Source organism: Microcella sp. (assembly GCF_030645145.1).
In the GTDB taxonomy this organism is placed as follows: Bacteria; Actinomycetota; Actinomycetes; order Actinomycetales; family Microbacteriaceae; genus Microcella.
In genome coordinates, this window is record NZ_JAUSMI010000013.1 from 1 (window position 1) to 26626 (window position 26626).

General features: G+C 71.2%; 25 protein-coding genes and 2 tRNA genes. 17 read left to right on the forward strand and 10 right to left on the reverse strand.

All coding sequences use genetic code 11. The features are described 5' to 3' along the window. The first annotated feature begins 279 nt into the window (after positions 1-279). Both Q7T15_RS00720 and Q7T15_RS00725 read left to right on the forward strand, forming a co-directional pair. Positions 280-936, forward strand: a complete 657-nt coding sequence (locus tag Q7T15_RS00720; protein WP_304692274.1) for a response regulator — start codon at positions 280-282, stop codon at positions 934-936. Further along, positions 936-1607 carry a thymidine kinase gene (locus tag Q7T15_RS00725; protein WP_304692276.1) on the forward strand — a complete coding sequence of 224 codons (672 nt, stop codon included), beginning with the start codon at positions 936-938 and terminating at the stop codon, positions 1605-1607. The genes Q7T15_RS00720 and Q7T15_RS00725 overlap by 1 nt, the downstream gene beginning before the upstream one ends. 251 nt (positions 1608-1858) lie before the next feature. Here the strand turns inward: Q7T15_RS00725 and Q7T15_RS00730 are convergent. From Q7T15_RS00730 to Q7T15_RS00740, 3 genes are all read right to left on the reverse strand, one after another. Beyond that, positions 1859-1932: transfer RNA gene (locus tag Q7T15_RS00730), tRNA-Pro, on the reverse strand. 24 nt (positions 1933-1956) lie between these two features. Then, positions 1957-2913 carry a metallophosphoesterase gene (locus Q7T15_RS00735; RefSeq protein WP_304692278.1) on the reverse strand — a complete coding sequence of 319 codons (957 nt, stop codon included), beginning with the start codon at positions 2911-2913 and terminating at the stop codon, positions 1957-1959. Next, complete coding sequence (locus Q7T15_RS00740) at positions 2900-5539, reverse strand: transglycosylase domain-containing protein (protein ID WP_304692280.1); 2640 nt, start codon at positions 5537-5539, stop codon at positions 2900-2902. The genes Q7T15_RS00735 and Q7T15_RS00740 overlap by 14 nt, the downstream gene beginning before the upstream one ends. 50 nt (positions 5540-5589) lie before the next feature. On the opposite strand from Q7T15_RS00740, the gene Q7T15_RS00745 reads away from it, so the two are divergent. Then, entirely contained in the window at positions 5590-5745 is a 156-nt protein-coding gene (locus Q7T15_RS00745) for a DUF4177 domain-containing protein (RefSeq protein ID WP_156376727.1), read from the forward strand. A 1-nt stretch (position 5746) separates the two neighbouring features. Then, entirely contained in the window at positions 5747-6211 is a 465-nt protein-coding gene (locus tag Q7T15_RS00750; protein WP_304692283.1) for a RidA family protein, read from the forward strand. Positions 6212-6296: 85 nt separating this feature from the next. On the opposite strand, the gene acs is transcribed toward Q7T15_RS00750, so the two are convergent. Beyond that, positions 6297-8252 carry an acetate--CoA ligase gene (acs, locus tag Q7T15_RS00755; RefSeq protein ID WP_370689066.1) on the reverse strand — a complete coding sequence of 652 codons (1956 nt, stop codon included), beginning with the start codon at positions 8250-8252 and terminating at the stop codon, positions 6297-6299. 466 nt (positions 8253-8718) lie between these two features. On the opposite strand from acs, the gene Q7T15_RS00760 reads away from it, so the two are divergent. From Q7T15_RS00760 to Q7T15_RS00805, 10 genes are all read left to right on the forward strand, one after another. Continuing rightward, a complete protein-coding gene (locus Q7T15_RS00760; RefSeq protein WP_304692287.1) occupies positions 8719-9798 on the forward strand; it encodes a CpaF family protein in 1080 nt (359 codons plus the stop codon). After that, positions 9795-10712 (forward strand): type II secretion system F family protein, encoded by a 918-nt coding sequence (locus tag Q7T15_RS00765; protein WP_304692289.1) that lies wholly within the window; start codon positions 9795-9797, stop codon positions 10710-10712. The genes Q7T15_RS00760 and Q7T15_RS00765 overlap by 4 nt, the downstream gene beginning before the upstream one ends. A gap of 149 nt (positions 10713-10861) precedes the next feature. After that, on the forward strand, positions 10862-11146 hold the full coding sequence (locus tag Q7T15_RS00770) for a DUF4244 domain-containing protein (RefSeq protein ID WP_370689067.1): 285 nt from the start codon (positions 10862-10864) through the stop codon (positions 11144-11146). A 5-nt stretch (positions 11147-11151) separates the two neighbouring features. Next, a complete protein-coding gene (locus Q7T15_RS00775; protein ID WP_304692293.1) occupies positions 11152-11505 on the forward strand; it encodes a TadE family type IV pilus minor pilin in 354 nt (117 codons plus the stop codon). Further along, entirely contained in the window at positions 11505-11825 is a 321-nt protein-coding gene (locus Q7T15_RS00780; RefSeq protein WP_304692295.1) for an Rv3654c family TadE-like protein, read from the forward strand. The genes Q7T15_RS00775 and Q7T15_RS00780 overlap by 1 nt, the downstream gene beginning before the upstream one ends. A gap of 126 nt (positions 11826-11951) precedes the next feature. After that, positions 11952-14723, forward strand: a complete 2772-nt coding sequence (topA, locus tag Q7T15_RS00785) for a type I DNA topoisomerase (protein ID WP_304692297.1) — start codon at positions 11952-11954, stop codon at positions 14721-14723. A gap of 5 nt (positions 14724-14728) precedes the next feature. Then, positions 14729-15361, forward strand: coding sequence for a dTMP kinase (gene tmk / locus Q7T15_RS00790; RefSeq protein ID WP_304692299.1), 633 nt, complete (start codon positions 14729-14731; stop codon positions 15359-15361). Beyond that, positions 15358-16512, forward strand: coding sequence for a DNA polymerase III subunit delta' (locus Q7T15_RS00795; RefSeq protein ID WP_304692301.1), 1155 nt, complete (start codon positions 15358-15360; stop codon positions 16510-16512). The genes tmk and Q7T15_RS00795 overlap by 4 nt, the downstream gene beginning before the upstream one ends. After that, positions 16509-18050 carry an alpha/beta hydrolase gene (locus Q7T15_RS00800; protein WP_304692303.1) on the forward strand — a complete coding sequence of 514 codons (1542 nt, stop codon included), beginning with the start codon at positions 16509-16511 and terminating at the stop codon, positions 18048-18050. The genes Q7T15_RS00795 and Q7T15_RS00800 overlap by 4 nt, the downstream gene beginning before the upstream one ends. A gap of 98 nt (positions 18051-18148) precedes the next feature. Continuing rightward, positions 18149-18224: transfer RNA gene (locus Q7T15_RS00805), tRNA-Thr, on the forward strand. Between the two features lie 19 nt (positions 18225-18243). On the opposite strand, the gene Q7T15_RS00810 is transcribed toward Q7T15_RS00805, so the two are convergent. After that, positions 18244-19170 (reverse strand): SGNH/GDSL hydrolase family protein, encoded by a 927-nt coding sequence (locus tag Q7T15_RS00810; RefSeq protein WP_304692305.1) that lies wholly within the window; start codon positions 19168-19170, stop codon positions 18244-18246. Between the two features lie 196 nt (positions 19171-19366). Between Q7T15_RS00810 and Q7T15_RS00815 the strand changes: the two genes are divergently transcribed. Both Q7T15_RS00815 and Q7T15_RS00820 read left to right on the forward strand, forming a co-directional pair. Next, the gene (locus Q7T15_RS00815) at positions 19367-20044 is read left to right on the forward strand and encodes a cation transporter (protein ID WP_304692307.1); all 678 of its coding nucleotides are present in this window, start codon (positions 19367-19369) and stop codon (positions 20042-20044) included. Continuing rightward, the gene (locus tag Q7T15_RS00820) at positions 20034-21008 is read left to right on the forward strand and encodes a DMT family transporter (protein ID WP_304692310.1); all 975 of its coding nucleotides are present in this window, start codon (positions 20034-20036) and stop codon (positions 21006-21008) included. Before Q7T15_RS00815 ends, Q7T15_RS00820 begins: the two co-directional genes overlap by 11 nt. 13 nt (positions 21009-21021) lie before the next feature. Here Q7T15_RS00820 and msuE read toward each other — a convergent pair whose 3' ends face one another. The 4 genes from msuE to Q7T15_RS00840 all read right to left on the reverse strand — a co-directional run bounded on the left by msuE (position 21022) and on the right by Q7T15_RS00840 (position 24485). Then, positions 21022-21600 (reverse strand): FMN reductase, encoded by a 579-nt coding sequence (gene msuE, locus Q7T15_RS00825; RefSeq protein ID WP_304692312.1) that lies wholly within the window; start codon positions 21598-21600, stop codon positions 21022-21024. Positions 21601-21799: 199 nt separating this feature from the next. Then, a complete protein-coding gene (locus Q7T15_RS00830) occupies positions 21800-22723 on the reverse strand; it encodes a MetQ/NlpA family ABC transporter substrate-binding protein (protein ID WP_304692314.1) in 924 nt (307 codons plus the stop codon). Then, positions 22720-23460: a methionine ABC transporter permease gene (locus tag Q7T15_RS00835; RefSeq protein ID WP_304692316.1), complete on the reverse strand. Its 741-nt coding sequence runs from the start codon at positions 23458-23460 to the stop codon at positions 22720-22722. Before Q7T15_RS00835 ends, Q7T15_RS00830 begins: the two co-directional genes overlap by 4 nt. Continuing rightward, positions 23457-24485 (reverse strand): methionine ABC transporter ATP-binding protein, encoded by a 1029-nt coding sequence (locus tag Q7T15_RS00840; RefSeq protein ID WP_304692318.1) that lies wholly within the window; start codon positions 24483-24485, stop codon positions 23457-23459. The genes Q7T15_RS00835 and Q7T15_RS00840 overlap by 4 nt, the downstream gene beginning before the upstream one ends. 163 nt (positions 24486-24648) lie before the next feature. Between Q7T15_RS00840 and Q7T15_RS00845 the strand changes: the two genes are divergently transcribed. Further along, complete coding sequence (locus Q7T15_RS00845) at positions 24649-26073, forward strand: LLM class flavin-dependent oxidoreductase (protein ID WP_304692320.1); 1425 nt, start codon at positions 24649-24651, stop codon at positions 26071-26073. Between the two features lie 92 nt (positions 26074-26165). Here the strand turns inward: Q7T15_RS00845 and msrB are convergent, their stop codons facing one another. Beyond that, complete coding sequence (gene msrB / locus Q7T15_RS00850; protein WP_304692322.1) at positions 26166-26591, reverse strand: peptide-methionine (R)-S-oxide reductase MsrB; 426 nt, start codon at positions 26589-26591, stop codon at positions 26166-26168. Between the last annotated feature and the right edge of the window lie 35 nt (positions 26592-26626).

Below are 26626 nucleotides of genomic sequence, written 5' to 3' on the forward strand. Positions count from 1 at the left end.
GCGACCTGACGTTGCGGAACGCCGTCCGCGACCAGCCGCCGAATCAATGCCCAATCTTCCACTGAGATCACCCATCCAATCTGTCTGGGTGGCCTCATTTTCAAGCGTCGCTATGGCCTCATTTTCGAGCGTCGTCGACACGCGCTCCAGCCCGACGCGGGGCGGCCGGGAGGCGAGCGGGTCTCCGCGAGCGCGGGGGCTCCGACGCTGTTCTGACGCAGGGGCCCGCGACGTGCGCGGCGAGCCCCCGCGGCGCGGTCGAGGTTCTAGAGTCGACTCATGGACCCGAGCGCGCGCACCCCCGTGCGGCTCGCGATCCTCGACGATCACGAGCTCCTGCTCGACAGCATCGCCTCATGGATCTCGGCGAACGCCCCCGACTTCGACCTCGTGCTCACGGCGTCGACGTGGTTCGGGCTCGTGCAGAGCGACCGCTTCCCGACCGATCTCGTCCTCATCGACTTCCAGCTGCAGGAGCCCGTCTCGATCGAGGCCCGCGTGCGCACGTGCCGCGCCGCCGGCGCGAAGGTCATCGTGCTCTCGAGCCTCGAGACCGCCGACGACCGCGATCGCGCGTTCGACGCAGGTGCCTCCGCCTTCCTCGCCAAGGCCCTGCCGCTCGGCGAGGTCATGGAGACCGCGCGGCGCGTCATGGGCATGGAGTCCTCCGGCGAGCCCGCGCGCGACTGGCGGCCGCTCCCGTCGGGAGCGCAGCACCCCGCGCGCCCCAAGCTCTCCACGAGCGAGCGCGAGGCCCTCGTGCTCTACGTGAACGGCAACTCGACCTCCGAGGTCGCGCGGCAGATGCACGTGCAGTACGAGACCGCGAAGACCTATCTGCGGCGCGTGCGCGAGAAGTACGCGCGCGCCGGGAGGCCCGCGAGCACCAAGACCGACCTCATCCGACGAGCAGCAGAAGACGGGCACTTGCGCTGATGGCGAAGCTGTACTTCCGATACGGGGCGATGAACAGCGGCAAGAGCACCGCTCTGCTGCAGGCCGCCTACAACTACGAGGAGCGCGGGCAGCAGGTCCTGCTCGCCAAGCCGCGCATCGACACCAAGGGCGACCAGCTCATCGTGTCGCGGCTCGGCGTCACGCGGGAGGTCGACTTCACGATCGGACCCGACGACGACATCTATGCGGTCTTCCAGCGCGAGCGCGAGGCCGTCATCCGCGGCACCGGCCGCGACGTCTCGTGCCTCCTGCTCGACGAGTCGCAGTTCTTCAGCCCGCAGCAGGTCGACGACCTCCTCCGGATCGCCATCCGCGAGGACATCCCCGTCCTCGCCTACGGCATCCGCACCGACTTCCAGACCGCCGCCTTCCCCGGCAGCCGCCGTCTGCTCGAGATCGCGCACTCCCTCGAGGAGCTCAAGACGATTTGCCGCTGCGGCCGCAAGGCCGTCTTCAACGCGCGCACGATCGGCGGCGTGTTCGTCTTCGACGGCGATCAGGTCGCGATCGACGGGGCGGATGTCACGTACGAGAGCCTGTGCGGAGCATGCTACCTCGACGAGTCGGGCGACTCGCTCGCGTCGGGGTGGAGGCCGCCGGTGGCGCTCGGCGGTGCGGCGGAGCTCGGGCCGGATCCGGACTTCGCGTAGGTCGTCCTGCGGGATTCGCGGGGCGGCTGCCGCTGTGCGGCCGCCGTCGGCTGCGCGCGGCTTCGGAGCGCGAGCCCCGCGACACTCCGGCTCGCGCAACCGGATTTGTCCCCATCGCACCGACGGCAGAGCGCTGCGCGCTGCGCCGTTACGGGCGACGTGGGCCCACCTGCTGGGTGCAGGTTCGCGTCCGGAAACTCCGGACCCAATGTGAAAGGGACCGCCCTCTGGGCGGTCCCTTTCACATTCAGTCGGGGTAACAGGATTTGAACCTGCGGCCTCGTCGTCCCGAACGACGCGCGCTACCAAGCTGCGCCATACCCCGGTGCGCCGCGCGAGCGGCAACTCGTCAAGAATAGCCGATGTCGTCGGGCACGAGCGTCACGAGCACCGCCTCGGGCGGGCAGGCGAAGCGGAACGGTGCGTAGATGGAGTGACCGAGACCCGCCGAGACGTTGAGGAATGCCGCACGGTGGGCGTGATGCCACATGCTCAGGCCGCGGGCGCGTTGGCGCGGAATGTCGCAGTTCGTGATGATCGCGCCGTAGCCGGGGAGGGCGACCTGGCCGCCATGGGTGTGGCCGGCGAAGATCACGTCGGCGGCCTGCGTCGTGAAGGCGTTGAGCACGCGCTGATACGGGGCGTGCGTCACGCCGATCATGACTGCCGGGTCGTCGCTGTCGTCCTCATCGAGCTCGCGCAGAGCATCCACGAGACCCGGAAGCGCATCGAGGCGATCCCAGCCGCGGTGCGCGTCGTTCGTGCCCATGAACTCCAGGATCGAGCCGTTGATCGTGAGCTGCGCGACGTCGTTGTTGAGCGAGTGCCATCCGAAGCGCTCGGTGTAGAGGCGCTCGAGGGCGTCGACATCGAGTCGCACCGGCTCGGACGCCGCGCCGGAACCGGACGGCCCGGTCAAGTACCCGAGCGGGTTCTTGAAGCTCGGCGCGAAGTAGTCGTTCGAGCCGTGCACGAAGACGCCGGGCACGCCGTCGAACACCGACAGCGCATCCTCGAGGGCAGGCAGTGCGTCGACGTGACCCATGCTGTCGCCCGTGTTGACGATCAGGTCGGGGCGCAGGTCGGTGAGGGATCGGACGAAGTCGATGCGGTCGAACTGCCAGGGCGCGAGGTGCAGATCGCTGAGGTGGAGGATCCGGATGGGATCGGCGCCGGGGGAGAGCACGGGCACGGTCTCGCGGCGCAGCCCGTAGGCACGGCGCTCGACCGCCGTTGCGTACACGGCGACGGCCGTCGCTGCTCCGAGAGCCGCGACGGCCGCCAGCCGGCCGTTAATCGCCGTCACCGGGGTCCGGGGTCGGGGTGGGTGAGCCGCCGCCGTTCCCGCCGCCGTTGCCGCCGCCGCCGCCGGAGCCGCATCGCTCGCTCGCGACGCCGAGGGTGATGAGCGTGCTCCTGCTCGTGGACGTCCCGGCCGCGGGGTTCTGCGACTCGACGATGCCCTCCCGAGCGGGGTCGGGGCCTCCGTTGATCGGGACGCAGGACGTCGCGATGTTGCTGAAGCCGGCTCCCTGCAGGGCGGCTCGTGCCTGCGCCTCGTCGTACCCGGCGCTCGTCACGTCGGGCACCGTGCCGAGGTTGCCGTTGCTGAGCTGGACGCGCACGATGAGGCCGCGGCCGACGACGGCGCCGGGCGACGGCGAGGTCGCCGCGACCGTGCCCTGGGGCTGGCCGGAGTCGATCGTGCCGCCCTCGCCGTAGCGCAGGCCGAGACCCTCGAGGATGGCGCGCGCCTGCGACGGCGACTGCCCGATCAGGTTCGGCAGCTCGATGCCGCTCCCGCGGACCAGGCGGGCCGGCGGCTCGGGGAACGCGGCGCCGCCGTACTGCGCGTTGGCCGCGCCGAGGATCTCGCGCATGATCCGGTGACGCAGCTCCCCGCCCCAGAAGCCCTCGGGGTTCTGGTACTGGCGGATACGGGCGTCGCCGACGATGTTGCCGACCCAGACCGCGGTCGCGAACTCGGTCGTCGACGTGATGACCCACGTGTCCTTGGACTGGTCCGTCGTTCCGGTCTTGCCGATGATCGGGGTGCCGTCGAACGGGTTGCTTGCGACGGCGGTGCCGCCGTCCACCATCGTGGAGCCCATCGCGAACGACGCAGCGGCCGCGACCTCCGGGTCGATGCCCTGGTCGCACTTCGGTGCCTGACCCGGAAGCTCCTCGCCCTCACGGGAGACGAAGCGGTCCACCATGATCGGCTCGCAGTACTGTCCCCCATTGGCGATTCCCGCGTAGGCCGCCGCCATCGACAGGGGTGCGATCTCGTTCGTGCCGAGGACGGACGACGGGTTGGTCTGCAGCTCGCCGCCGTCGGCGCGGTGCACACCGAGGTCGGCCGCACGGTTGCGGATCTCGCAGAGGTCCAGCTGCGTCGCCATCGACACGAACGCCGAGTTGACCGAGCGGCGCGTCGCCTGGATCGGGTCCATCGATCCTGCAGCGCCCTCGTCATTGCCGAACTTGAACGTCTGGCTGGGGTCGACCCCGTTGCACGAGTCGGTGAAGGCCGAGAAGCGGTACTGGAACGTCGATGCGTCCACGACCTCCCGCAGGCCGCGCCCCTGGTTCAGCCACTCCAGGAGCGTGAACATCTTGTACGTCGACCCGGGCTGGAACCCGCTCGAGCCGCCGTAGGCGCGGTCGGTGTTGAAGTTGACGGCGGTGTACTCCGGGCCCGGGGGCGTCTGACTGTTGTCGAAGAGCTTGTTCTGCGTCATGGTCAGGATGCGCCCGGTGCCGGGCTCCACGGAGACCGCGACCGCCCCGAGCTGGAGGCGCGTCTCGTTCGCCGGCGCGTACCGCAGCACGGCGTCGTAGGCCACCTGCTGCAGAGACATGTTGATCGTGGTGTACACGTCGATGCCGCCGGTCTTCCAGGCGGCCAGGCGGGACTCGGCGTCGGGGCCGAGGGACTCGAAGTTGGCGACGTTCCGGACGACGTAGTCGCAGAAGAACCGGGCGTAGTCGTTCGCCGCGATGCACCCGTTGCGCGGCGGCTGGGGCAGGACGAAGCTCTCGTCGACCGGGATGGCGACGGCGGCGTCGTACTCCTCCTGCGTGATCATCTCGTAGGCGAGCATGTTGCCGAGGATGACGTCGCGACGCTCCTGATTGGCCGCGAAGTTCTCCGGAGTCTTGAGGGAGCGCGCACCGGGCTGCTGCACGATCGCGATGAGGCTCGCCGCCTGCGGGAGCGTGAGGTCGATCGCATTGACGCTGAAGTACTCCTGGGCGGCCGCCTGGATGCCGTAGGTGTTCCCGCCGAAGCCGGCGATGTTGAGGTAGCCCAGGAGGATCTCGTCCTTCGTGAACTCCTTCTCCAAGTTGATGGCGAGCTTCGCCTCGTTGAGCTTGCGCTCGAGGCTCGACACCTGGCAGTCGGCGACGCCGGCGAGGGCGGCCTCGCGGTCGACATCCTCGGTGTTGAGCGCCTCCTGGATGCAGATGTTCTTGACGAGCTGCATGGTCAGGGTCGAGGCGCCCGATTCGATGCCGCCGGAGACCACGTTGCCGACGGCGGCACGGACGACCGACTGCACGTCGACGCCGTTGTGCTCGTAGAAGCGACGGTCCTCACCGGCGAGGGTCGCATTCTTCACGAAGTCGTTGATCTGATCGAACGCGACCTCTTCGCGGTTCTGAGCGAAGACGGTCGCGATCTGCTGGTAGCCGTCCTCCGGGTTCGCGGTCTTCTGCGCGTAGAGCGCGTTGCGCCCGGGGAGCTCGTTGATCTCGATGTACTCGGGGAGGCTGTCGAAGATCCCGATGGTGTTGCTCGCGGCGATTCCCGTCAGGGCGATCGCGGGCGTGACCATGACGGTGGCGAGCACTCCGGCGACGGCCGACAGGGCCACCATCCCGAAGAGTGCGCGGATCGCGCCAGGAGCCCCTTGATTCTGCGCAGACATAGACTCAAGGGTACGCGATGACCCTATGAGGAAGACCGAAGGATCCGACGATGACTCAATGGGAGTACACGACCACTCCGCTCCTCATCCACAGCACGACCGCCATCCTCAACAACTGGGGCGAGCAGGGCTGGGAGCTCGTGCAGATCGTCACCGGCCCCGAGGGCGGTCTGGTGGCGTACCTCAAGCGCCCCAAGGCGGCGTGAGATGAGCCGCATCGACGCGCGCCTCGCCGAGCTCGGCCTGAGCATCCCCGCCGTGGCGAAGCCCGTCGCGGCCTACGTGCCCGCGAGCATCTCGGGCCACCTCGTCTTCACGGCCGGCCAGCTGCCCTTCGTCGAGGGCGCGTTGCCCGCGACCGGCAAGGTGGGCGCCGAGGTGACAGCAGAGGATGCGGCCCGCTACGCGGGCCTGTGCGTGCTCAACGCCCTCGCCGCGGTGCAGAGCGTCATCGGCTCGCTCGACCGCATCACTCGGATCGTCAAGGTCACCGGCTTCGTCGCCTCGGCCCCCGACTTCACCGGTCAGCCCGTGGTCCTCAACGGCGCGAGCACGCTGCTCGGTGAGATCTTCGGCGACGAGATCGGCGCGCACGCGCGCAGCGCGGTCGGCGTCGCGGTCCTGCCGCTCGATGCACCCGTCGAGGTCGAGCTCGTCGTCGAGTTCGCCTAGACCGCCGCACGAACGAGAACGGGGCCCCTCGCCTGGGAGGAGCCCCGTTCGTCGTCTCCGGCCGACCACGGATCGACCGGCCGGATCAGCGCATCGTGTCGGTGATGACGTTGATGACCGTCGAGTCGGTGAGCGTCGTCGTGTCGCCGATCTCGCGGCCCTCGGCGACGTCGCGCAGCAGGCGCCGCATGATCTTGCCCGAGCGCGTCTTCGGCAGCTCGGCGACGACGAAGATCTCGCGCGGGCGGGCGATCGCGCCGATCTGCTCGGCGACGTGCGCGCGCAGCTGCTGGCTCGCCTCGGTCACCGACACGCTCTTCGCCTTCTTCGACCGCAGGATCACGAACGCGACGACGGCCTGACCGGTTGTCTCATCGCTCGCGCCGACGACGGCGGCCTCGGCCACGATCGGGTGCGAGACGAGCGCCGACTCGATCTCCATGGTCGACAGGCGGTGGCCCGAGACGTTCATGACGTCATCGACGCGGCCGAGCAGCCACACGTCTCCGTCGGCGTCGAGGTGGGCGCCGTCGCCGGCGAAGTACTTGGTGACGAACTTCGACCAGTAGGTCTCCTGGAACCGGTCGGGGTCGCCCCAGATGCCGCGCAGCATGCTCGGCCACGGCTCGGTGACGACGAGCAGGCCGCCGGCCTCCTTGCCGACGTGCGTGCCGTCCTCATCGAGGACGTCGATCGAGATGCCGGGAATCGGCACCTGCGCCGATCCGGGCTTCGTCGTCGTCACGCCGGGCAGCGCGCTGATCATGATCGCGCCGGTCTCGGTCTGCCACCACGTGTCGACGATCGGAGTCGTGCCGCCGCCGATGATCTCGCGGTACCAGACCCACGCCTCGGGGTTGATGGGCTCGCCGACCGAGCCGAGCACGCGCAGGCTCGAGAGGTCGTAGGCGAGCGGGATCTCGCGGCCGGCCTTCATGAACGAGCGGATGGCCGTGGGCGCCGTGTAGAAGATGGTCACGCCGTACTTCTGGATGATCTCCCACCACCGGCCGGGGTGCGGCGTGTCGGGGGTGCCCTCGTACATGACCTGGGTCGCGCCGTTCGCGAGCGGGCCGTAGACCATGTAGGAGTGGCCGGTGACCCAGCCGACGTCGGCGGTGCACCAGTAGACGTCGGTCTCGGGCTTGAGGTCGAACACGCTGCGGTGCGTGAAGGCGGTCTGCGTGAGGTAGCCGCCGCTCGTGTGGAGGATGCCCTTGGGCTTCCCGGTGGTGCCGCTCGTGTAGAGGATGAACAGCGGGTTCTCCGCCTCGAACCCCTGGGCCTCGTGCTCGGGCGCGGCCTTCTCCATCGCCTCGTGCCACCAGACGTCGCGGCCGTGCTGCCACTCCACCTCGTTCTCGCCGCGCCGCACGACGACGACCGTCGTCACGTCCGTCTCGGCGGCCGCGAGGGCGGAGTCGACCGCGTGCTTGAGCGGGAAGACCTTGCCCTTGCGCCAGCCGCCGTCGGCAGTGATGACGAGCTTGGCATCAGCATCCTCGACACGGGCCCGGATGCTCTCGGCGCTGAAGCCGCCGAAGATGACCGAGTGGATCGCTCCGAGGCGCGCCACGGCGAGCATCGAGACGACCGCCTCGGGAATCATCGGCAGGTAGATCGCCACGCGATCGCCCTGGCCGACGCCGAGGTCGGCGAGCATGTTCGCCGCGCGCTTCACCTCGGCGGTGAGCTCGGCGTAGGTGATCGAGCGGCTGTCCCCGGGCTCGCCCTCCCAGTGGATGGCGACGCGGTCGCCGTTGCCCGCTTCGACGTGGCGGTCGAGGCAGTTGTAGGCGACGTTGAGCTCGCCGTCGTGGAACCAGCGCGCGAAGGGCGGATTCGACCAGTCGAGGGTCTGGGTGAAGGGGGTGTGCCAGTGCAGCTCGCGCGCCTGGTCGGCCCAGAAGCCGAGGCGGTCGGCGCTGGCCCGATCGTAGAGCTCGGGGCCGGCGACGGCGTTCGCCGTGAAGTCGGGGTCGGGCGCGAAGCGCCGTTCCTCGTGCAGGAGGCTGTCGATCGAAGTCGTGGACATCGTCATCCTTGGTCGATGTGCGTAACAGGCCTGGACTGCCGCAACGCTGAGGTGGTCGTGGGCCATCCTATTCGCGGGCGGAGCGGTCGCCAGGGCTCGGGCTCGCGGTGCGACGAACGCGCGCGACGAGGCGACGAGCGGGCTCATCCGCGCTGCGGATCGCCTACTCCGTCGCGCCCCGGAGCGCCCCCGAGCGAGGGTCGGCACTTTGGGGGACAATTCGCTGGCCGAAAGTCTTGACGAGGAGGGCCGCTGTCGTAGACTGATCCCTGTCAGCAGCAAGACTGACTTGAGCAGCACGGCTACGATTCCCCCCAATCGCGTGCTGCTGAGGCGGCGCCCATTTCCCCCCAAAGTTGGGCGCCGCCCCCCAAGCACCGAACGGCTCCTCCCCACGAGGAGCCGTTCGTCTTTTCTCCGCCCTTCTCTTCGGCGCCCCGTGCGACCGACCGCGGTCGGCGACGATCGGGCGATGCACCGTGCGCCGTTCGTCCCACTCGATCCCCGCGTCCGTGCCGAGACGGACGCCTCGTCCTCGTCGCCGACTCCGGTCGCCCGGCCGCTCGCGGTGGAGCTCCGCGCCGCCCTCGGCCCCCTGGCTCGCGCCGTCGACGACGAGGCGGCGACGGATGTCTTCGTCACGGGCGACGGGGCGGTGTGGCGCGACGCCGGGCGGGGCGTGCAGCGCGTGCCGGGCATCCGTCTCGATGCCACGACCGCGCGCGATCTCGCGGTCCGCCTGATCGAGTTCGGCGGGCGGCACATCGACGAGGCGACGCCGTGCGCCGACGTGCGCATCGGCGACGGCGTGCGCGTGCACGCCGCTCTCCCGCCGATCGCCTGGGCGGGGCCGGCCCTCTCGATCCGGCTGCCGCGCTCGCGGCCCGTGACGCTGGGGGATGCGGGGCTCGCCCCCGCGGCCGTCGACGCGCTGCGCGACGCCCTCCGCGATCGCCGCACCCTGCTCTTCACCGGTGCGACGGGGAGCGGCAAGACCACGCTGCTCGCCGCCTGGCTCTCCGAGGCCTCGACCGCCGAGCGGATCGTCGTGATCGAGGACGTCGCCGAGGCGCGCATCCGGCACCCCCACGTCGTCGGACTCGAGTGCCGGCAGGCGAATCTCGAGGGCGCGGGCGAGGTCGACCTCGCTCGGCTCGTGCGTGAGGCGCTCCGGATGCGGCCCGATCGCCTGGTGGTGGGGGAGTGCCGCGGCGCGGAGGTGCGCGAGTTCCTCGCCGCGCTCAACACCGGGCACCGCGGCGGCGCCGGCACGCTGCATGCGAACTCGCTCGCGGACGTGCCCTCCCGGCTCGAGGCGGTCGGCATGATCGCCGGTCTCGACCCGCTGGCCCTCGCTCGTCAGGCGCTCAGCGGCATCGATCTCGTCGTCCACCTGTCCCGTGGCCCCGGCGGCGAGCGCAGGGCGGAACTCGGTCGGTTCCGACTGGACGAGCGCGAGCGCCTCGCGATCGATCCGGTGCCCGTCGACCCGGTACCCGTCGACCCGGTGCCCGTCGACCCGGTGCCCGTCGAGCCGGGTGCGCGCGGATGACGGAGTCGACCGATGCGCTCGCTAGCCACGTTCACCGGCTCGCCGTCCTCGTCGGTGCGGGCATCGCGCCGGCCTCCGCCTGGCGCCACGTCATGGCCGCCGCGCGTCCGGCTGATGCCGCGCTCGCGGCTCTCGTCGACGACCTCGACGCAGGCGCACCGCTCGGTCTCGCGATCGACCGCGTGGCGCGCGATCGCGACGACGGGTGGCGGGCGCTCGCCGCCGCGTGGTCGGTCGCGACCTCGAGCGGGGCGCCGCTCGCTCCCGCGCTCTCCGCCTTCGCCGAAGCCGTGCGAGACCGGGCGGCGGCGCAGCGCGACATCGCGGTCGCGCTCGCCGGGCCGCGCGCCACCGCGCGCATCGTGCTCGCGCTCCCCGTCGTCGCGATCGGTCTGGCGCTCCTGGCGGGCGCCGACATCCTCGCGAGCCTCGCGCACCCGATCGGCATCGCGAGCATCTTGGCCGGGCTCGCGCTCGGCGTGCTCGCGCGCGCCTGGATGGCGCGGATGCTCCGCGCTGCGGCTCCGCCTCCGCCCACCGTCGGGCTCGATCTGGATCTGCTCGCCGTCGCTGCGGGCGGCGGTGGCTCTCCGGAGGCCGCTCGGGCGACCGTCCTGCGGGCGCTCGTCGACCAGGGGCTGCCCGCGCCATCCGGAGCGCAGGCGGCCGATGATGCGCTCTCCCGGCTCGTCGCGCTGTCCCGCGCGTCGGGGGCTCCGCTCGGAGCGCTCGCGCGGGCCGAGGCAGCGGAGGCCCGGGCGGCGGAGCGAGCGCGGGCTCGACGATCGGCGGAGGAGCTGGCCGTGCGGCTCATGCTGCCGCTCGGCGTGTGCGTGCTGCCGTCCTTCCTCCTCCTCGGCGTCGTGCCGATGCTCGTCGGGCTCCTCTCCTCCACAGCGGGGCCGACGGGGTGACCTCGCGAGTCTTCGCGGTCCGCATCGCCGCGACCTCCCCGCGATGCGCACACTGGACACCGTTCGTGCCCTCGACAGCGCTCACCTCGACTCGTGCGCGCACCGACCAGAAAGGCGCGACCCCCATGTCTCGCAGCCACTCCTCTCTTATGCAGCCGTCCTTCGCACTCGCGGGGGCCTCCTCGCGACGTGCTCCTGGCCTGTGCTCGCCCGTCCGGCAGCGCGCTGCGCTCGTCGCGGCCGTCCGGTCCGGAGATGGAGCCCCGCGCTCCCTCTCTCTTGCGGATGACCGCGGTGCGGCGACCGCCGAGTACGCGATCGCGACGATGGCGGCGGTCGGGTTCGCGAGCCTCCTGGTCGTCATCATGCGCAGCGACGAGGTGCGGGGCATCCTCACCGACATGGTGCGCACCGCGCTGTCCTTCGGCGGATGACGGGAGTGGCGCGGCCGCCGCGACGGACGGCGAGCCGTGATCGCGGAGCCGTCACGGCGGAGACTGCGATCGCGATCCCCGCGGTCGTCCTCGTCCTCGTCGCGAGCCTGCAGGGTCTGGGCGCGGCGACGCTCCTGCTCCGCGCGCAGGACGCGGCGGCCGACGCCGCCCGCTCCCTCGCCCGTGGCGACCCCGACGGCGCGGCGGCCGCGCAGATCGCGGCCGCCGCCCCGGGCGGCCGGCTGCGCTTCGAAGGCTCGGGCGGGATGGTCTGCGCGACGGTGAGCGTGCGTCCGCGCATCCTCTCGATCCCGATCGAGCTCGACGCGCGGTCGTGCGCGCTCGACGAGGGGCGCTGATGGCGGGCGCTCCGCTCGTCCTCGGCCTCATCGCCGTCGTCGCCGCCGGCGGCGGGGGAGCGGTCGTCGCGGGGACCGCGCTCGTCGAGTCGCAGAGGCTCGCCGGTGCCGCCGACGCCGCCGCGCTCGCGGGAGGGGACGCACTCCTCGGCTGGCTCGCCGAGCCCCCGTGCGCGGTCGCCTCCCGTGTCGCGGCGGCCAATCGCACGCACCTCGCCGCCTGCCGAGTAGAAGGGCTCGAGATCGTCGTCGCCGTCTCCGGAACCGCTGCGGGGCTGCCCGTGGAACGCTCCTCGCGAGCCGGTCCGCCTCCGTCGTGAGCCGCCCGCCCTGGGACGCCGCCTTCGACAACCTGTGTATGGTGTGCCAGAACGCGGCATGCGCGCCGCAGCGACCGCCGGGGTGCGGAGTCATCCCCCCGGACGCCCCTGAGATCGAGGAGTACCGTGCCGAGCACGAAGAAGCTGGTCATCGTCGAGTCGCCTGCGAAGGCGAAGACGATCGGCAAGTACCTGGGCGACGGCTACGAGGTGCAGGCCTCCGTCGGGCACGTGCGCGACCTCATCGAGCCGAAGAACCTGCCCGCCGAGCTCAAGAAGGGCCCGCTCGGCAAGTTCTCGATCGACGTCGACAACGGCTTCGAGCCGTACTACGTCGTCTCCGATGAGAAGAAGCGCGTGATCGCCGACCTCAAGAAGGCGCTCAAGGGCGCCGACGAGCTCTTCCTCGCCACGGATGAGGACCGCGAGGGCGAGGCCATCGCGTGGCACCTCCTCCAGGTGCTCAAGCCGTCCGTTCCCGTCAAGCGCATGGTCTTCCACGAGATCACGCCGGAGGCGATCGCCCGAGCCACCGAGTCCACTCGCGAGCTCGACACCGCGCTCGTCGACGCTCAGGAGACCCGGCGCATCCTCGACCGACTCTACGGCTACGAGGTGAGCCCCGTGCTGTGGCGCAAGGTCGGCCCCGGGCTCAGCGCCGGACGCGTCCAGTCGGCGGCGACCCGCCTCGTCGTCGACCGCGAGCGCGAGCGCCTCGCCTTCGTCGCCGCCCAGTACTGGGATCTCGACACGACCCTCTGCCCGGTCGATGCCGAGACCGCGTTCACCGCACGCCTCACGCGCCTCGCCGGCAAGAAGGTCGCGAGCGGCCGCGACTTCGACGACCGGGGCGAGCTCAAGGGCTCCGGCACGATCGCGCTCGACGAGGCGACGGCCACGGCGCTCGCCGAGGCCCTCCGGTCGCCCGATGTCGCGGTCACGGTCACCAAGGTCGAGTCCAAGCCCTACACGCGCCGACCGGCCGCCCCGTTCACGACCTCGACCCTGCAGCAGGAGGCCGCGCGCAAGCTCCGCTTCACCGCTCGACAGACCATGTCGGTCGCGCAGTCGCTCTACGAGAACGGCTACATCACCTACATGCGCACCGACTCGTCCTCGCTGTCGCAGCAGGCCGTCGCCGCCGCTCGCACTCAGGCTTCCTCGCTCTACGGCGCGGAGAGCATCCCCGACAAGCCGCGCGTCTACGCGAGCAAGTCCAAGAACGCGCAGGAGGCCCACGAGGCGATCCGCCCCGCCGGTGACACCTTCCGCACTCCGAGCGCGCTCGAGGGCACCCTCCGCGGGAACGACTGGAAGCTCTACGACCTCATCTGGAAGCGCACCATCGCGAGCCAGATGGCGGATGCCCGTGGCCAGACCGCCTCGGTCGCCATCCAGGCCGGCCCGCTCACCGCCCCCGCCGAGGCCGGTGCGATCGCCGAGTTCGCCGCGAGCGGCACCGTCATCACCTTCCGCGGGTTCCTCGCGGCGTATGAGGAGGGTCGTGACGAGGAGCGGGACGCGGAGAAGAACGCCGCGGACGCTGAGGCGAAGCTCCCCCCGCTCGCCGAAGGGCAGACCCTCTCGGTGCAGGACGTCGAGGCGAAGGGCCACGAGACGAGCCCGCCGCCGCGCTACACCGAGGCGAGCCTCGTCAAGGCGCTCGAGGAGCGCGGCATCGGCCGCCCCTCCACCTACGCGGCGATCATCTCCACCATCGTCGACCGCGGGTACGTCACGCCGCGGGGCACCGCGCTCGTGCCGAACTGGATCGCGTTCAGCGTCGTCCGTCTGCTGGAGGAGAACTTCGCCGACCTCGTCGAGTACGACTTCACCGCCGAGATGGAGGCCGACCTCGACCGCATCGCGAACGGCGAGGCCGACCGCACCGACTGGCTCAAGGGCTTCTACTTCGGCGACGCGCACCAGCCCGGCCTCCGCCCCGTCATCGACAACCTCGGCGACATCGACGCGAAGACCCTCAACTCGATGCCGATCACCGACGAGATCACTCTGCGCATCGGCAAGTACGGCCCCTACCTCGAGGTCGCCGAGGAGGGATCGGAGACGCCGCGCCGCGTCAACCTCCCGGAGGACCTCGCGCCCGACGAGCTCACGCCGATCAAGGCGCAGGAGCTCATCGATGCGCCCGTCGTCGGCGATCGCGTCCTCGGCATCAACCCCGAGAACGGGAAGCAGGTCGTGGCGAAGGACGGCCGCTTCGGCCCGTATGTGACCGAGGTCGACCCTGAGCCCGAGACCCCCGCGGAGCCCGCGGCCGCAGAGCCGGTCGTCGACCCCGCCACGGGCGAGGTCGTCGAGCCGCCCAAGAAGCGCGCGCCCGCGAAGAAGAAGGCCGCGGCGGAGAAGCCGCGCACGGCATCCCTCTTCAAGGACATGGACCCGGCGACGGTCGACTTCGAGACGGCGATGAAGCTCCTGAGCCTGCCGCGCGAGGTCGGGCTCGACCCCGAGTCGAGCGAGCCGATCACGGCGCAGAACGGCCGCTACGGCCCGTACCTGAAGAAGGGCACCGACACGCGATCGCTCGATTCCGAGGACCAGATCTTCGAGATCGACCTCGACGGAGCGCTGGCGAAGTTCGCCGAGCCGAAGTACGGCGCGCGCCGCGCGTCGAGCGCGCTCAAGGAGTTCGACGCCGACCCCGTGAGCGGCAAGCCGATCAAGATCAAGGACGGCCGCTTCGGCCCGTACGTGACCGACGGCGAGACGAACGCGACCATCCCGCGCGGCGAGGAGGTCGAGTCGGTCGACTTCGATCGTGCCGTGCAGCTGCTCGCCGACAAGCGCGCCAAGGGCCCCGCCAAGAAGCCCGTCAAGCGCGCCGCGGCGAAGAAGCCCGCCCCCAAGCGCACGACCGCGGCCAAGAAGAAGTAGTCCGCGTGACCGGCCTCTTCCTGACGTTCGAGGGCGGCGACGGCTCGGGCAAGTCGACGCAGTCCGCGCTCCTCACGGAGTGGCTGACGAGTCGAGGCGAGACCGTCGTCCACGCGCGCGAGCCCGGCGGCACCGAGCTCGGGCTCGAGCTGCGCGAGATCATCCTGCACCGCCGCGGCTACATCGCCCCGCGCGCCGAGGCGCTGCTGTACGCCGCCGATCGCGCGCACAACATCGCGACGGTCGTGCGGCCCGCGCTCGAGCGCGGCGACGTGGTGATCCAGGACCGATACCTCGATTCGTCGGTCGCCTACCAGGGCGCCGGGCGCGTGCTGTCGACCGACGAGGTGCGCGGCCTCTCGCTCTGGGCGACCGAGGGGCTGCTCCCGCACCTGACGGTGCTGCTCGATCTCGATCCCTCGCTCGGCCGCGAGCGCCTCGACGCGAGCCGCACGCGGTACGACCGGCTCGAGGCCGAGGCCGCGGTCTTCCACGAGCGCGTCCGCGACGCGTATCTCGCCCTCGCGCGCGACGAGCCCGATCGCTTCCTCGTCCTCGACGCGACCGAGCCGGTCGCGACCCTGCAGGAGCGCATCCGCACTCGCGTGTCCGCGCTGCTCGATACCCTGACCGCATGACGGGCTGGGACGACCTCACCGGGCAGGAGGCGGCGATCGCCCTTCTGCGCTCGGCGGCGAGCGACCCCGCCTCGATGACGCACGCGTGGCTCATCACGGGGCCCCCCGGCTCCGGTCGGTCGAACCTCGCGTTCGCCTTCGCGACCGAGCTCCTCACCCCTCAGCCCGCCGCGGCGGCGGTCACCGCCGCGCAGGTCGCGGCTCGGACCCACCCCGACCTCGCCGTGCTCGCGACCGAGCGCGTCATCATCTCGATCGACGAGGTGCGGCAGCTGGTCTCGCAGAGCCAGTACTCGCCGAGCGTCGCGCCGTACCGCGTCATCATCGTCGAGGACGCCGATCGCATGACCGAGCGCACGTCGAACGTGCTCCTGAAGGCGCTCGAGGAGCCGCCGCCGCGCACCGTCTGGATCCTGTGCGCCCCGAGCGCCGCCGACCTCATCCCGACGATCCGGTCGCGCGTGCGCGCCGTCCGGCTCCGCGTGCCGAGCGTGCGCGAGGTGGCCGACCTGCTCGAGCGCCGCGACGGCGTCGAGCCGAGCCTCGCCGAGCGCGCCGCCCGCGAGGCGCAGAGCCACATTGGGATGGCCCTCCGACTCGCGACGGACGCCGAGGCCCGCGAGCGGCGGGCCCGCACCCTCGAGCTCGCGCTCGGCGTGACGAGCGTCTCGCGCGCCGTGCTCGCCGCGGAGCAGCTCGTCGCCCTCGCCACGGACGACGCCAAGGCCTTCACCGCCGAGCGCGAGGCTCTCGAGCGCGACGCCGCGCTCCGTTCGCTCGGGCTCGAACCGGGCGGAACCGTTCCTCCCGCGATGCGCGGCGCGCTCAAGGCTCTCGAGGAGGACCAGAAGCGCCGTGCGACCCGATCGGTCCGCGATGGCATCGATCGCGTGCTCGTCGATCTGCTCTCGCTCTACCGGGATCTGCTGCTTCTGCAGCTCGACGCCGGCATCGAGCTCGTGAACGAGTCGCAGCGCGCACGGCTCGAGGAGGTTGCGCGCTCGAGCCCGGCCGAGCAGTCGCTCGCGGCGCTCGACGCGATCGGGCAGGCGCGCCGACGGGTCGAGGGCAATACACCGCCCGTCCTCGCGCTCGAGGCGATGCTCATCACGGCCAGCGGACGGGTGCCCGCGTTAGGCTCGCGGGCGTGACGACCCGACCCCGCCGCTCCGCCGTCGCTCTGGCCCTCGTCGCGGTGCTGGCGCTCTCGGGCTGCGTGCCGACCTGGCTGAGCGGGCTCACGGGGCAGGACACCTCGACGCCCACGGGCGAGGAGGTCGACGCGGGGCTCGAGCCGTACTACCGGCAGGCGCTCGTCTGGGAGCGATGCGGCGGCGGTGCTCAGTGCGCGACCGCGATCGCGCCGCTCGACTGGGACGACCCCGGCGAGGGGGACGACGTCGAGCTCGCGCTCGTGCGCTACCGGGCGACCGAGGAGGCCCAGGGCTCGCTCTTCGTGAATCCAGGAGGCCCCGGCGCCTCGGGCTTCGACTTCGTCCGCGACAGCGTCGACTTCGCGGTGAGCGAGCGACTGCGCGAGCGCTTCGACGTCATCGGATGGGACCCGCGCGGCGTCGGCCGGTCCTCCGCCGTGACGTGCTTCACCGACCCCGCCGACATGGACGAGTTCATCTACGGCGTGCCGGAGGCCGAGCCCGAGACCCCGGAATGGGTCGACGAGCTCGAGCGCAGCGCGCAGCGCTTCGTCGACGCGTGCGCCGAGAACTCCGGTGACCTCCTCGAGCACGTCGACACCGACTCCACGGTGCGCGATCTCGACATGCTCCGAGCCGTCGTCGGCGACGAGTCCCTGAACTACTTCGGCTACTCCTACGGGACGGAGATCGGCGCCCGCTACGCCGACCGCTTCCCCGAGCGCGTCGGTCGGCTGGTCCTCGACGGCGCGACCGACCCGACGACGACCCAGTTCGAGGTCGTCCTCGCGCAGTCCATCGGGTTCGAGTCCGCGCTCACCACGTACCTGACGGAATGCGCCGCCGCAGCGACGTGCCCCTTCCCGACCGACACCGCCGCCGCCCTCGCGGTCGTCGAGCAGCTCTACGAGCGGCTCGAGAGCGACCCCATCGCCGGGCCCGACGGCCGGCTCTTCACCGATTCCGTGCTCGACATCGCGGTCGCGACCGCCCTCTACGACGAGGCGTCGTGGGAGTTCCTGAGCCAGATGTTCACCGAGCTGCGCACGGGGGTCGTCGAGACCGGCTTCCTCCTGGCCGACTTCTACTACGGCCGCGAGAACGGCGAGTACCTCGACAACTCGCTCGAGGCGTTCATCGCGATCAACTGCCTCGACTATCCCGTCGAGCGCGACGCCGAGCGCATCATCGAGCAGAACGCGGCCATCGCCGAGGCCGCGCCCGTGACCTCGGACCCCAGCGTGCTCGGCGATGTGGTCTGCCAGAACTGGCCGCACGAGTTCGAGGGCGAGCTCGAGCCCGTCCGCGCCGAGGGCGCTCCGCCCATCCTCGTCATCGGGACCACGGGCGATCCGGCCACCCCGTACGTCTGGGCCGAGGCGCTCGCCGAGCAGCTCGAGAGCGGCGTGCTCCTCACCTACGACGGGGAGGGCCACATCGCCTACGACGAAGGCGACCCGTGCATCAACGACCTCGTCGACGACTACCTCATCTCCGGGGCGGTGCCCGCGAGCGACCCCGTCTGCGCCGGCTGACCCGGAGCGGGCGGGCTGACGCCGTCGCCCTGCCTGTGCGGAGGGCGCCCGCAGGATGGGCTAGACTCCATAGCCGTGTCCCGGTGCGAACCGAGCACGCCGCCTTAGCTCAGTCGGCAGAGCGATTCACTCGTAATGAATAGGTCGTGGGTTCGATTCCCACAGGCGGCCCCACCCCCCTCCCGCTCGTCGCTCACACGACGATCGGCACCGCCACGGTCCTCAGCGCGACCGTGTAGCCCTGGGCATAGCCCGTCGCGTTCGGGTGGAACGCATCGACGCTGCGGAACAGGCTCCAGTCGTTGATCCACGGGCTCGCGCTGCCGATGCCGTGCCCCGCGAAGATCGCGGTGACGTCGACGAACACGGCGCCCGCGGCTTCGGCGTTGGCCCGGATGACCGCGTTGAGCGTGATCGTCTGCGCGTTCACCTCGTCGGCCCACACGTACTTCGCGTTCGTCCCGGAGGCGTCGAGGTGGAACAGCTGCGGGTAGCCCGTGACGACGACGCGCGCTCCCGCGGCGCGTGCCTGGACGGCGTCGACGACGCCTTGGATGCTCGCGGCGAACTCCGGCGACGCGGCGATGGCGGTGCCGGCGTCGATGCTCGACGCGCACGAGCTCGAGATGAGGACGAAGCAGTTGCGCATGACCGTTCCGAACCCGACGTCGTTGCCGCCGACGGTGATCGTCACGACCTTCGCCGTCGTCGGGATGGCCGGAACCTGCCCGGAGATCACCTGCGCCGTGGTCGCACCGGAGCACGCCGGGAAGGCCACGAGCCGGAGAGTCGCCTCGGCGTCGAGCAGAGAGGGGTAGCTCCGCGAGCTGCGGTAGCAGCTCGTGTCCAGGTAGCTGCGAGCGCCCGTGCCGGCCGCGAACGAGTCGCCGATCGCGGCGTACTCGGCCTCGCCTCCACCGCCTCCACCGCCGCCACCGCCTCCGTTCCCGCCCCCGGGCTTCCCCCCGCCCGGGCTCGTCGGCTTGGCCGCCCACGCGGCATCGTCGCCGACCACCGGGATGGGGGCCAGGACGAGCGCGAGGGCCGCGATCGCCGACGCGATCGACACGATCGCGCTGCGACGAGCGAGAGGCCGGAGGCGTCCGCGAGTGATGAGCATGGGGGTCTCCTTCGGGCAGAGCGCGGCATCGGCGGGTCGCGGACCGATGCCGGGCGCATCGACGGGCCCGAGGATGACCGAACCGTAGTCCTCGCCGGTGCCGCCCGCAGGCCCCCGAACGGGGGGCGCACCGCGGCGCGGTCGCTGGCGGGCCCCCGCGTCCGCGACGCGCCCCGGTATGCGCGACGATGGACCCGTGGATCAGACGCCCGACGACGCCGGCAGCGAGACGCCCGGCCGCGCCGTGGAGCCCTCGCCGCGCATCCCGGTCCCGACCCTGCGGCGCACCGTCCTCCTCGTCGCCGCGCTCAACCTCGCCTACTTCCTCATCGAGGGCGGGGTCGCGCTCGCGATCCGCTCCGTCTCGCTCCTGGCCGACAGCGTCGACTTCCTCGAGGACACCGCGATCAACATCCTCATCGCTCTCGCGCTCGGCTGGTCGCTCGCCGCGCGCGCCGCGATCGGTCGGGCGCTCGCGATCGTCATCCTCATCCCCGCGGTCGCTGTCGTCGTCCAGCTCGTGCTCAAGGTCGGCGAGCCGGCGGCCCCGGCGGTCATCCCGCTGATCCTCACCGCCGCGGGCGCCGCTGTCGTGAACCTCGTCGCGGCGCTCCTGCTCGCGCGCATCCGGGCCTCGTCGGGGGCGATGGGGCGCGCGGCCTGGCTCGCCGCCCGCAACGACGTCGTCATCAACCTGGCGATCATCCTCATGGCACTCGTGACGCTCGCGGTCGGCACCGGCTGGCCCGACATCGTGCTGGGCGGGCTCATCATCGTGCTCAACAGCCGCGCGGCTCTCGAGGTGTGGCGCCTCGCGGGCGAGGAGTCGCTCGCCGCGCGCGCCCTCGCCGGGGAGGACCCCGATGACGACTGAGCCCCGGCACCGGCTCCTCCTCGCGATCGCGTGCCTCGCCACGGTGGTCGCGGGCCTCGGCGTCGCCGCGCAGCACCGCGTCAACGGCGAGCTCGGTCAGGTCATCGGCGACGGTTTCACCGCCGCGCTCATCTCCTTCTCCTCCGGCCTCGTGATCCTCCTCATCGCCTCGGCGGTCTCGCCGCGCGCTCGCGCCGCCTTCTGCGCCATCCGCCCGCTCGTCGCGTCGGGCGAGCTGCGATGGTGGATGCTCCTGGGCGGGCTCGGCGGGGCCTTCCTAGTTCTCGGCCAGAGTCTCGTCGCGGGCATCCTCGGAGTCGCGATCTTCACGGTCGCGACGGTGACCGGCCAGACCGCGATGGGTCTCTGGATCGACGCCACCGGCTTCGCCGGCGGACGGCGCGCACCCGTCACGCCGCAGCGGCTCATCGGAACCGTGCTCACGCTCGCCGCCGTCGTCGTCTCGGTCGCGCCCGAGATCGGCGGGCAGGTCCCCGTCGCTGCGCTCGTGCTGCCGCTGCTCGCGGGGCTCGGCGTCGGAGTCCAGGCCGCGGTCAACGGGCGCGTGCGCGTCGCGACCGAGTCGCCGATCGCCGCGACGACCGTCAACTTCATCGTCGGAACCGCCGCGCTCGCGGTCGTGACGGGCGTCCACCTGCTCATCTCGGGGCTTCCGCAGTCGTTACCGAGCGACCCGATCCTGTACCTCGGCGGGGCGATCGGGGCGGGCTTCATCGCGATCCAGACGATCACGGTGGCGCGGATCGGAGTCCTCGTGCTCGGGCTCTGCCTCGTCATGGGCCAGCTCATCGGCGCGCTCGTGCTCGATCTCGTCGCGCCGATTGGCGTGCCGACCACGGCCTCGACGGCGATCGGCGCGGGGCTCACCCTCGTCGGCGTGCTCGTCGCGTCCATCCCCGGCCGTCGGCGAGGGCGACAGGTCGCGACCGCCGCCGGTCGGTAGAGGCAACCGGCCGCTAGAAGTACGCCGAGCGCACCTCGGGCGCCACGCGCTCGACGACGGGGAGGGCGCGCGCGACGGCGGTCTCGATGCGCTCCTGCAGCTCGTCGTTCGAGATGCGGTAGTCGGTGAAGTCGGCGTCGGAGGCGTAGATGCCGTTCGGCAGAGTGAGCGACTGGAAGAAGCCGAACAGCGGCCGCAGCTGGTGCTCGATCATGAGCCCGTGGCGCTCGCTGCCGCCCGTCGCCGCGAGCAGCACGGGCGTGCCGACGAGCGCGTACTGCTCGACGAAGTCGAAGAGGTGCTTGAAGAGCCCCGTGTACGAGGCCCGGTAGACGGGGCTCGCGACGACGAGCAGGTCGGCAGACTCTATGCGGGCGAGCTCGCCCTCCACGGAGGCGGGAAGCTCCGCACGGCGCACCGTGCCGGCGAGGCCCGGTCCGATGCGGTCCACCTCGACGAGGTGCGTCTCGACGTCGCGCTCGCGGGCGACGACGTCGAGGATCGTCGACACGAGCGCGGTCGTCCTCGACGGCGAGTGCGTGCTGCCGGAGACTCCGACGACGGAGAGCGGGCGGTCGAGAGTGAGCGTCATGGGAAGCACGCTAGGCGTGTTGCCGCGAGCGTTCCAGCGGCGCCGTCACGGGGCGACCGGGGGCGTAACCAAGTGACGTCGGGTGACGCCGCGTGACGGCGGCGGGCTCAGGTCGCCCCGCGGCAGACACGCCGATGGCCCGCCCCGGCGGTGCGGGACGAGCCATCGGCGGATGCGGGGCGCCGGCCGTGCGCGGGCCTCAGTCGGCGCCGAGCGGCAGCAGAATGCCCTTCACCCGCTCATCGGTTGCGAGGAACTCCTGCACGGCCGGGTCCTGGAAGGCCTTGATCAGAGCGCGGATGTTGTCGGTTTCGAGGTAGTCGGTGCCGACAGTCAGCTGCCCCGCGAACTCGTCGGGGGCGGCAGGGGCGAAAATCTGCTTCTCGAGCGGGATACCCGCGGCGAGGTAGTACTCCGTATACCCGACCGCGGCGTCGATGTCCGGGAGCGCGCGTGACTGCGCCGCGAAATCGAGGAGCACGATCTCGAGGTTCTTGGGGTTCTCGACGATGTCGTCCTGCGTGGCGGCCGACCGGTCGATTCCCTCGCGCAGCGTGATGAGGCCCGCCCGCTCGAGCAGCCAGAGCCCCTGGGCCTCGTTGGCGGGGTCGGAGTAGAGCGAGATCGTGCCGCCGTCGGGAATCTCGTCGAGCGAGGTGTGCGTGTCGGACCACACTCCGAAGCCCCAGCGGAACACCGGTGTCGCCGCGGTCTCGCGGAAGTCGGGGTTCGCCTCGAGCACCTGACTGAGCCAGAGCTCGTGCTGATACACGGTGGCGGCGATCTCGCCCTCGCTCACGGCGCGATTGATCGTGTTGCTATCGCTTAACCCGCGGAAGGCGACCTCGATCCCGTACTTCGGGGCGACCTCCTCGGCGATGAACTGCACGAGCGCCTGCTCGGCGGCGTTGCCCTCGGCTGTCGCGACGACGAGAGTCGCACCGGGAACGAGGTTCGCCGAGCTCGTAGCGGTGAGCTGGGGGATGGCGATCGCCGCGCTGATCGCCGCGACCGCGAGAACGCCTCCCGCGATCCACGGCCACCAGCGGCGGCGCTTCAGTTCGAAGCCGGAATCGTCGAGGGGGAGCGCAGTGTCTGCGGCCTTGGGGAGTGTGCTGGTCATGCGGGGATGCTCCTCGGAGTTGTGGCGCGGGTGATCCGCGCTCGGGGGGTGGCGACGCGCACGAGTCGATCGCCCGCGAACTGCACGAGCGCAACGAGCGCGACGAGGGTGAGGATCGTGGCGACCATGACGCCGTGATCGAATCGCTGGTATCCGTAGGTGACGGCGACGTAGCCGATTCCGCCGGCACCGATGGTGCCCGCGATCGCGGAGTACTCGATCATCGCGATGGTGTTAATCGTGAGGCCCCCGATGATGGACGGCACCGCCTCGCCCAGCTGCACGGTGCGCACGATCTGCAAGGGAGATGCGCCTGCCGCGCGGGAGACGCGCACGAGGTCGGCGGGAACTCCCCGCAGCGAGTTCTCGACGATGCGCGTGAAGAAGGCGATCCCCGCGATCGCCATGGGCACCACTGCGGCGGCGATCCCGATGTTCGTGCCTGTGATTAGCCTCGTGAACGGCATGATCGAGGCCATCAGGATCAGGAACGGCAGCGACCGGCCGATGCTGATGACAGCGCTGAGCGGCCGGTGCAGTGCGGCGTTCTCGACGAGCCCGCCGGGCGCGAGATTGTGCACGAGCGCGCCGAGAGGCACGCCTAGGAGGACCACGATCGACATGACGATGCCCACCATGACGAGCGTGTCAACGAGCGCGGGCAGCACGAGGGCGGGGATCTCGAGGGGCGGCACACTGACCGACACGAGCGGCCCGGCGATGCGCGCCGCAGTCATGAGGCCGTCTCCAGCGCACGAGCGCGGGCGGGGGCCGCGGTGGGCTGCGAGACCGGCACGCCCTCGAGTCCGAGTCGTCGCAGCGCGGCGACGGTGAGCGGAGCATCCGTCGCTCTGAGTCCGATGGTCGCGTGACCGACGACGCGACCGTGCACCGTCTCGATGCTCGCGCCGAGCAGGCTCACCGGCGATCCGAGCTCGGCGGCGAGAACGCTCAGCCAGTCGGCGGGCACGCCGTCCTCTCCGTACTGCACGCGCCACGGCGCCTCGCCGGCGCCAGCCTGCTGGGCGGCGCGGTGGGGACGAAGAGTGGCACCCAGCTCGGAGTCGGGATCGCGGAGCAGATCCACGAGCGCACCCGACTCGACGATGCGGCCGCGGTCGAGGCGCGCGACGGTGTCGGCGACCGCCAGTACCGTCTCCATCTCGTGCGTGATGAAGAGGATCGACAGGTCGAGCTCGTCGCGCAGCTCGGCGAGCAGCGCCACGATCGACGCCGTGGAGTCGGGATCGAGTCCCGAGGTCGCCTCGTCCGAGAGCAGCACGGTGGGGCGCAGCGCCAGGGCGCGCGCAATGCCGACGCGCTGGCGCTGACCGCCTGAGAGCTCGTGCGGGTAGTGGTGAGCGCGGTCGAGCAGCCCGACGCGGTCGAGCAGCTCGCCGACGCGAGCCCGCACCCCCGCCTTCGTGACCCCCAGGTACTCGAGCGGCAGCGCGATGTTCTGCGCCGCGGTGCGGCGGCTGAGCAAGCCATCGGATTGAAAGATCGTGCCGATACGGCGTCGGGCGAGTCGCAGCTCCCGCGCGCCGAGGCCCGTCAGTTCGTCGCCGTTGACGACGATCGACCCGGAGGTGGGTCGCTCGAGCAGCGTCGTGCACTGCGCGAGGGTGCTCTTGCCGGCACCGCTCGGGCCGACGACGGCCGCGATCTCGCGAGTCGCCACCTGCAGGCTCAGGCTGTCGAGGACGAGCGGCCCGGTCTCGGGGTCGCCGTAGCGCTTGGTCAGTCGATCGATCTTGATCATGGTCGGCGAGCGTACGAGCGGCCCGCGCCCGGCGCGCGCGCCACCGTCATCGAGCGTCGCGCATCGTCACGCGGCGTCGCAGTGCGTCATCTCATGACGCGCCGTGACCTCCCGTGACTCCGGGGCGCGCACGCGGGGCATGCCCCGCGGCACGATGGCTCGCATGTCTCAGCTCATCGAACCCGCACCGACCGATTCCTCGCAGCCCGCGCGCCGCATCCGTTTCAACGCGTTCGACATGAACTGCGTCGCCCACCAGTCCTCCGGGCTGTGGCGCCACCCCGACGACCAGTCGCACCGCTACACCGAGCTCGGCTACTGGACCGAGCTCGCGCAGCTCCTCGAGCGCGGCACATTCGACGGCATCTTCATCGCCGACGTGCTCGGCACCTACGACGTGTACGGCGGGTCGAACGAGGCGGCGATCCGGCACGGCGCGCAGGTGCCCGTCAACGACCCGATACTGCTCGTCTCGGCGATGGCCGCCGCGACCGAGCACCTCGGCTTCGGCGTCACGGCCGGCACGGCGTACGAGCATCCGTACCCCTTCGCCCGACGCATGACGACGCTCGACCACCTCACGAAGGGCCGCGTCGGCTGGAACGTCGTGACCGGCTACCTCCCGAGCGCTGCCCGCAACATGGGGCACGACGACCAGCGCGAGCACGACGACCGCTACGACCACGCCGACGAGTACCTCGAGGTGCTCTACAAGCTGTGGGAGGGCTCATGGGAGGACGACGCCGTCGTCCGCGACCGCGAGGCGGGCGTCTACACCGACCCGAGCAAGGTGCACGAGATCGGGCACGAGGGCACGCACTTCACGGTCCCGGGTATCCACATCTCGGAGCCCAGCCCGCAGCGCACGCCGGTCATCTACCAGGCCGGGGCGAGCCCGCGCGGCATCGCCTTCGCGGCGGGCAACGCCGAGGCGATCTTCGTCGCCGCCCCCACGAAGGAGGTGCTGCGCGGCACGGTCGCGAAGATCCGCGACGCCCTCGAGGACGCCGGTCGCGACCGCTACGCCGCACGCATTTACACGCTCCTGACCGTGATCACCGACGCGACTCCCGAGAAGGCGCAGGCGAAGTACGCCGACTACCTGAGCTACGCGAACCCCGAGGGTGCGCTCGTGTTCATGTCGGGCTGGATGGGGATCGACCTCTCGCAGTACGCCCTCGACGAGCCGGTCGGCAACGTGAAGAGCAATGCGATCCAGTCGGTCATCGCGAATTTCGCCGAGTCGGCTGAGCATGGCCGCGAGTTCACGGTCGGCGACATCGGGAGGCACAGCGCCATCGGGGGCCTCGGCCCGCTCATCGTCGGCTCGGGCGAGCAGATCGCCGATCAGCTGCAGGAGTGGGTCGCCGAGACCGACGTCGACGGCTTCAACCTCGCCTACGCGATCACGCCCGGCACGTTCGCCGACATCGTCGAGCACGTCATCCCCGTGCTGCGCGATCGCGGCGTGTACCCCGACTCCTACGAGGAGGGCACGCTGCGCGAGAAGCTCCACGGGCGCGGCGACCGCCTGCCCGATGAGCACCGCGGTGCACGCTTCCGTGTGGGCGAGCGCGTCGCGGTCTGACGCGGGCGATCGCGGCGACGGATGCGAAGGGCCCCGGCGGTGATCCCGCCGGGGCCCTTCGTCCTGGTCGTCGAGCGCGTGCTCGCGGCGCCCTACGTCTCGTCGCTGGCCTGGAAGTCGAGCGCGAGCGAGTTCATGCAGTAGCGGTCGCCCGTCGGCGTGCCGAACCCGTCGGGGAAGACGTGGCCCAGGTGCGAGCCGCAGTTGGCGCAGCGCACCTCGGTGCGGGCCATGCCCAGAGAGTTGTCCTCGAGCAGCTCGACCGCCTCGGGCCGGACCGACTCGTAGAAGCTCGGCCAGCCGCAGCCGGAGTCGAACTTCGTGCCGGCGACGAAGAGCTCGGCGTGGCAGGCGCCGCACGTGTAGATGCCGGTGCGGCTCTCATCGAGGAGCTCGCCCGTCCAGGCGCGCTCGGTGCCGGCCTGGCGCAGCACCTGGTAGCGCTCCTCGCCGAGCTCCTCGCGCCACTGCTCCTCGGTCTTCTCGACGGCGTACTTGCCGGTCTGCTGCTCGGTCATGATGCCTCCTCCTCGCCCCGCGGGGCGATACGTCG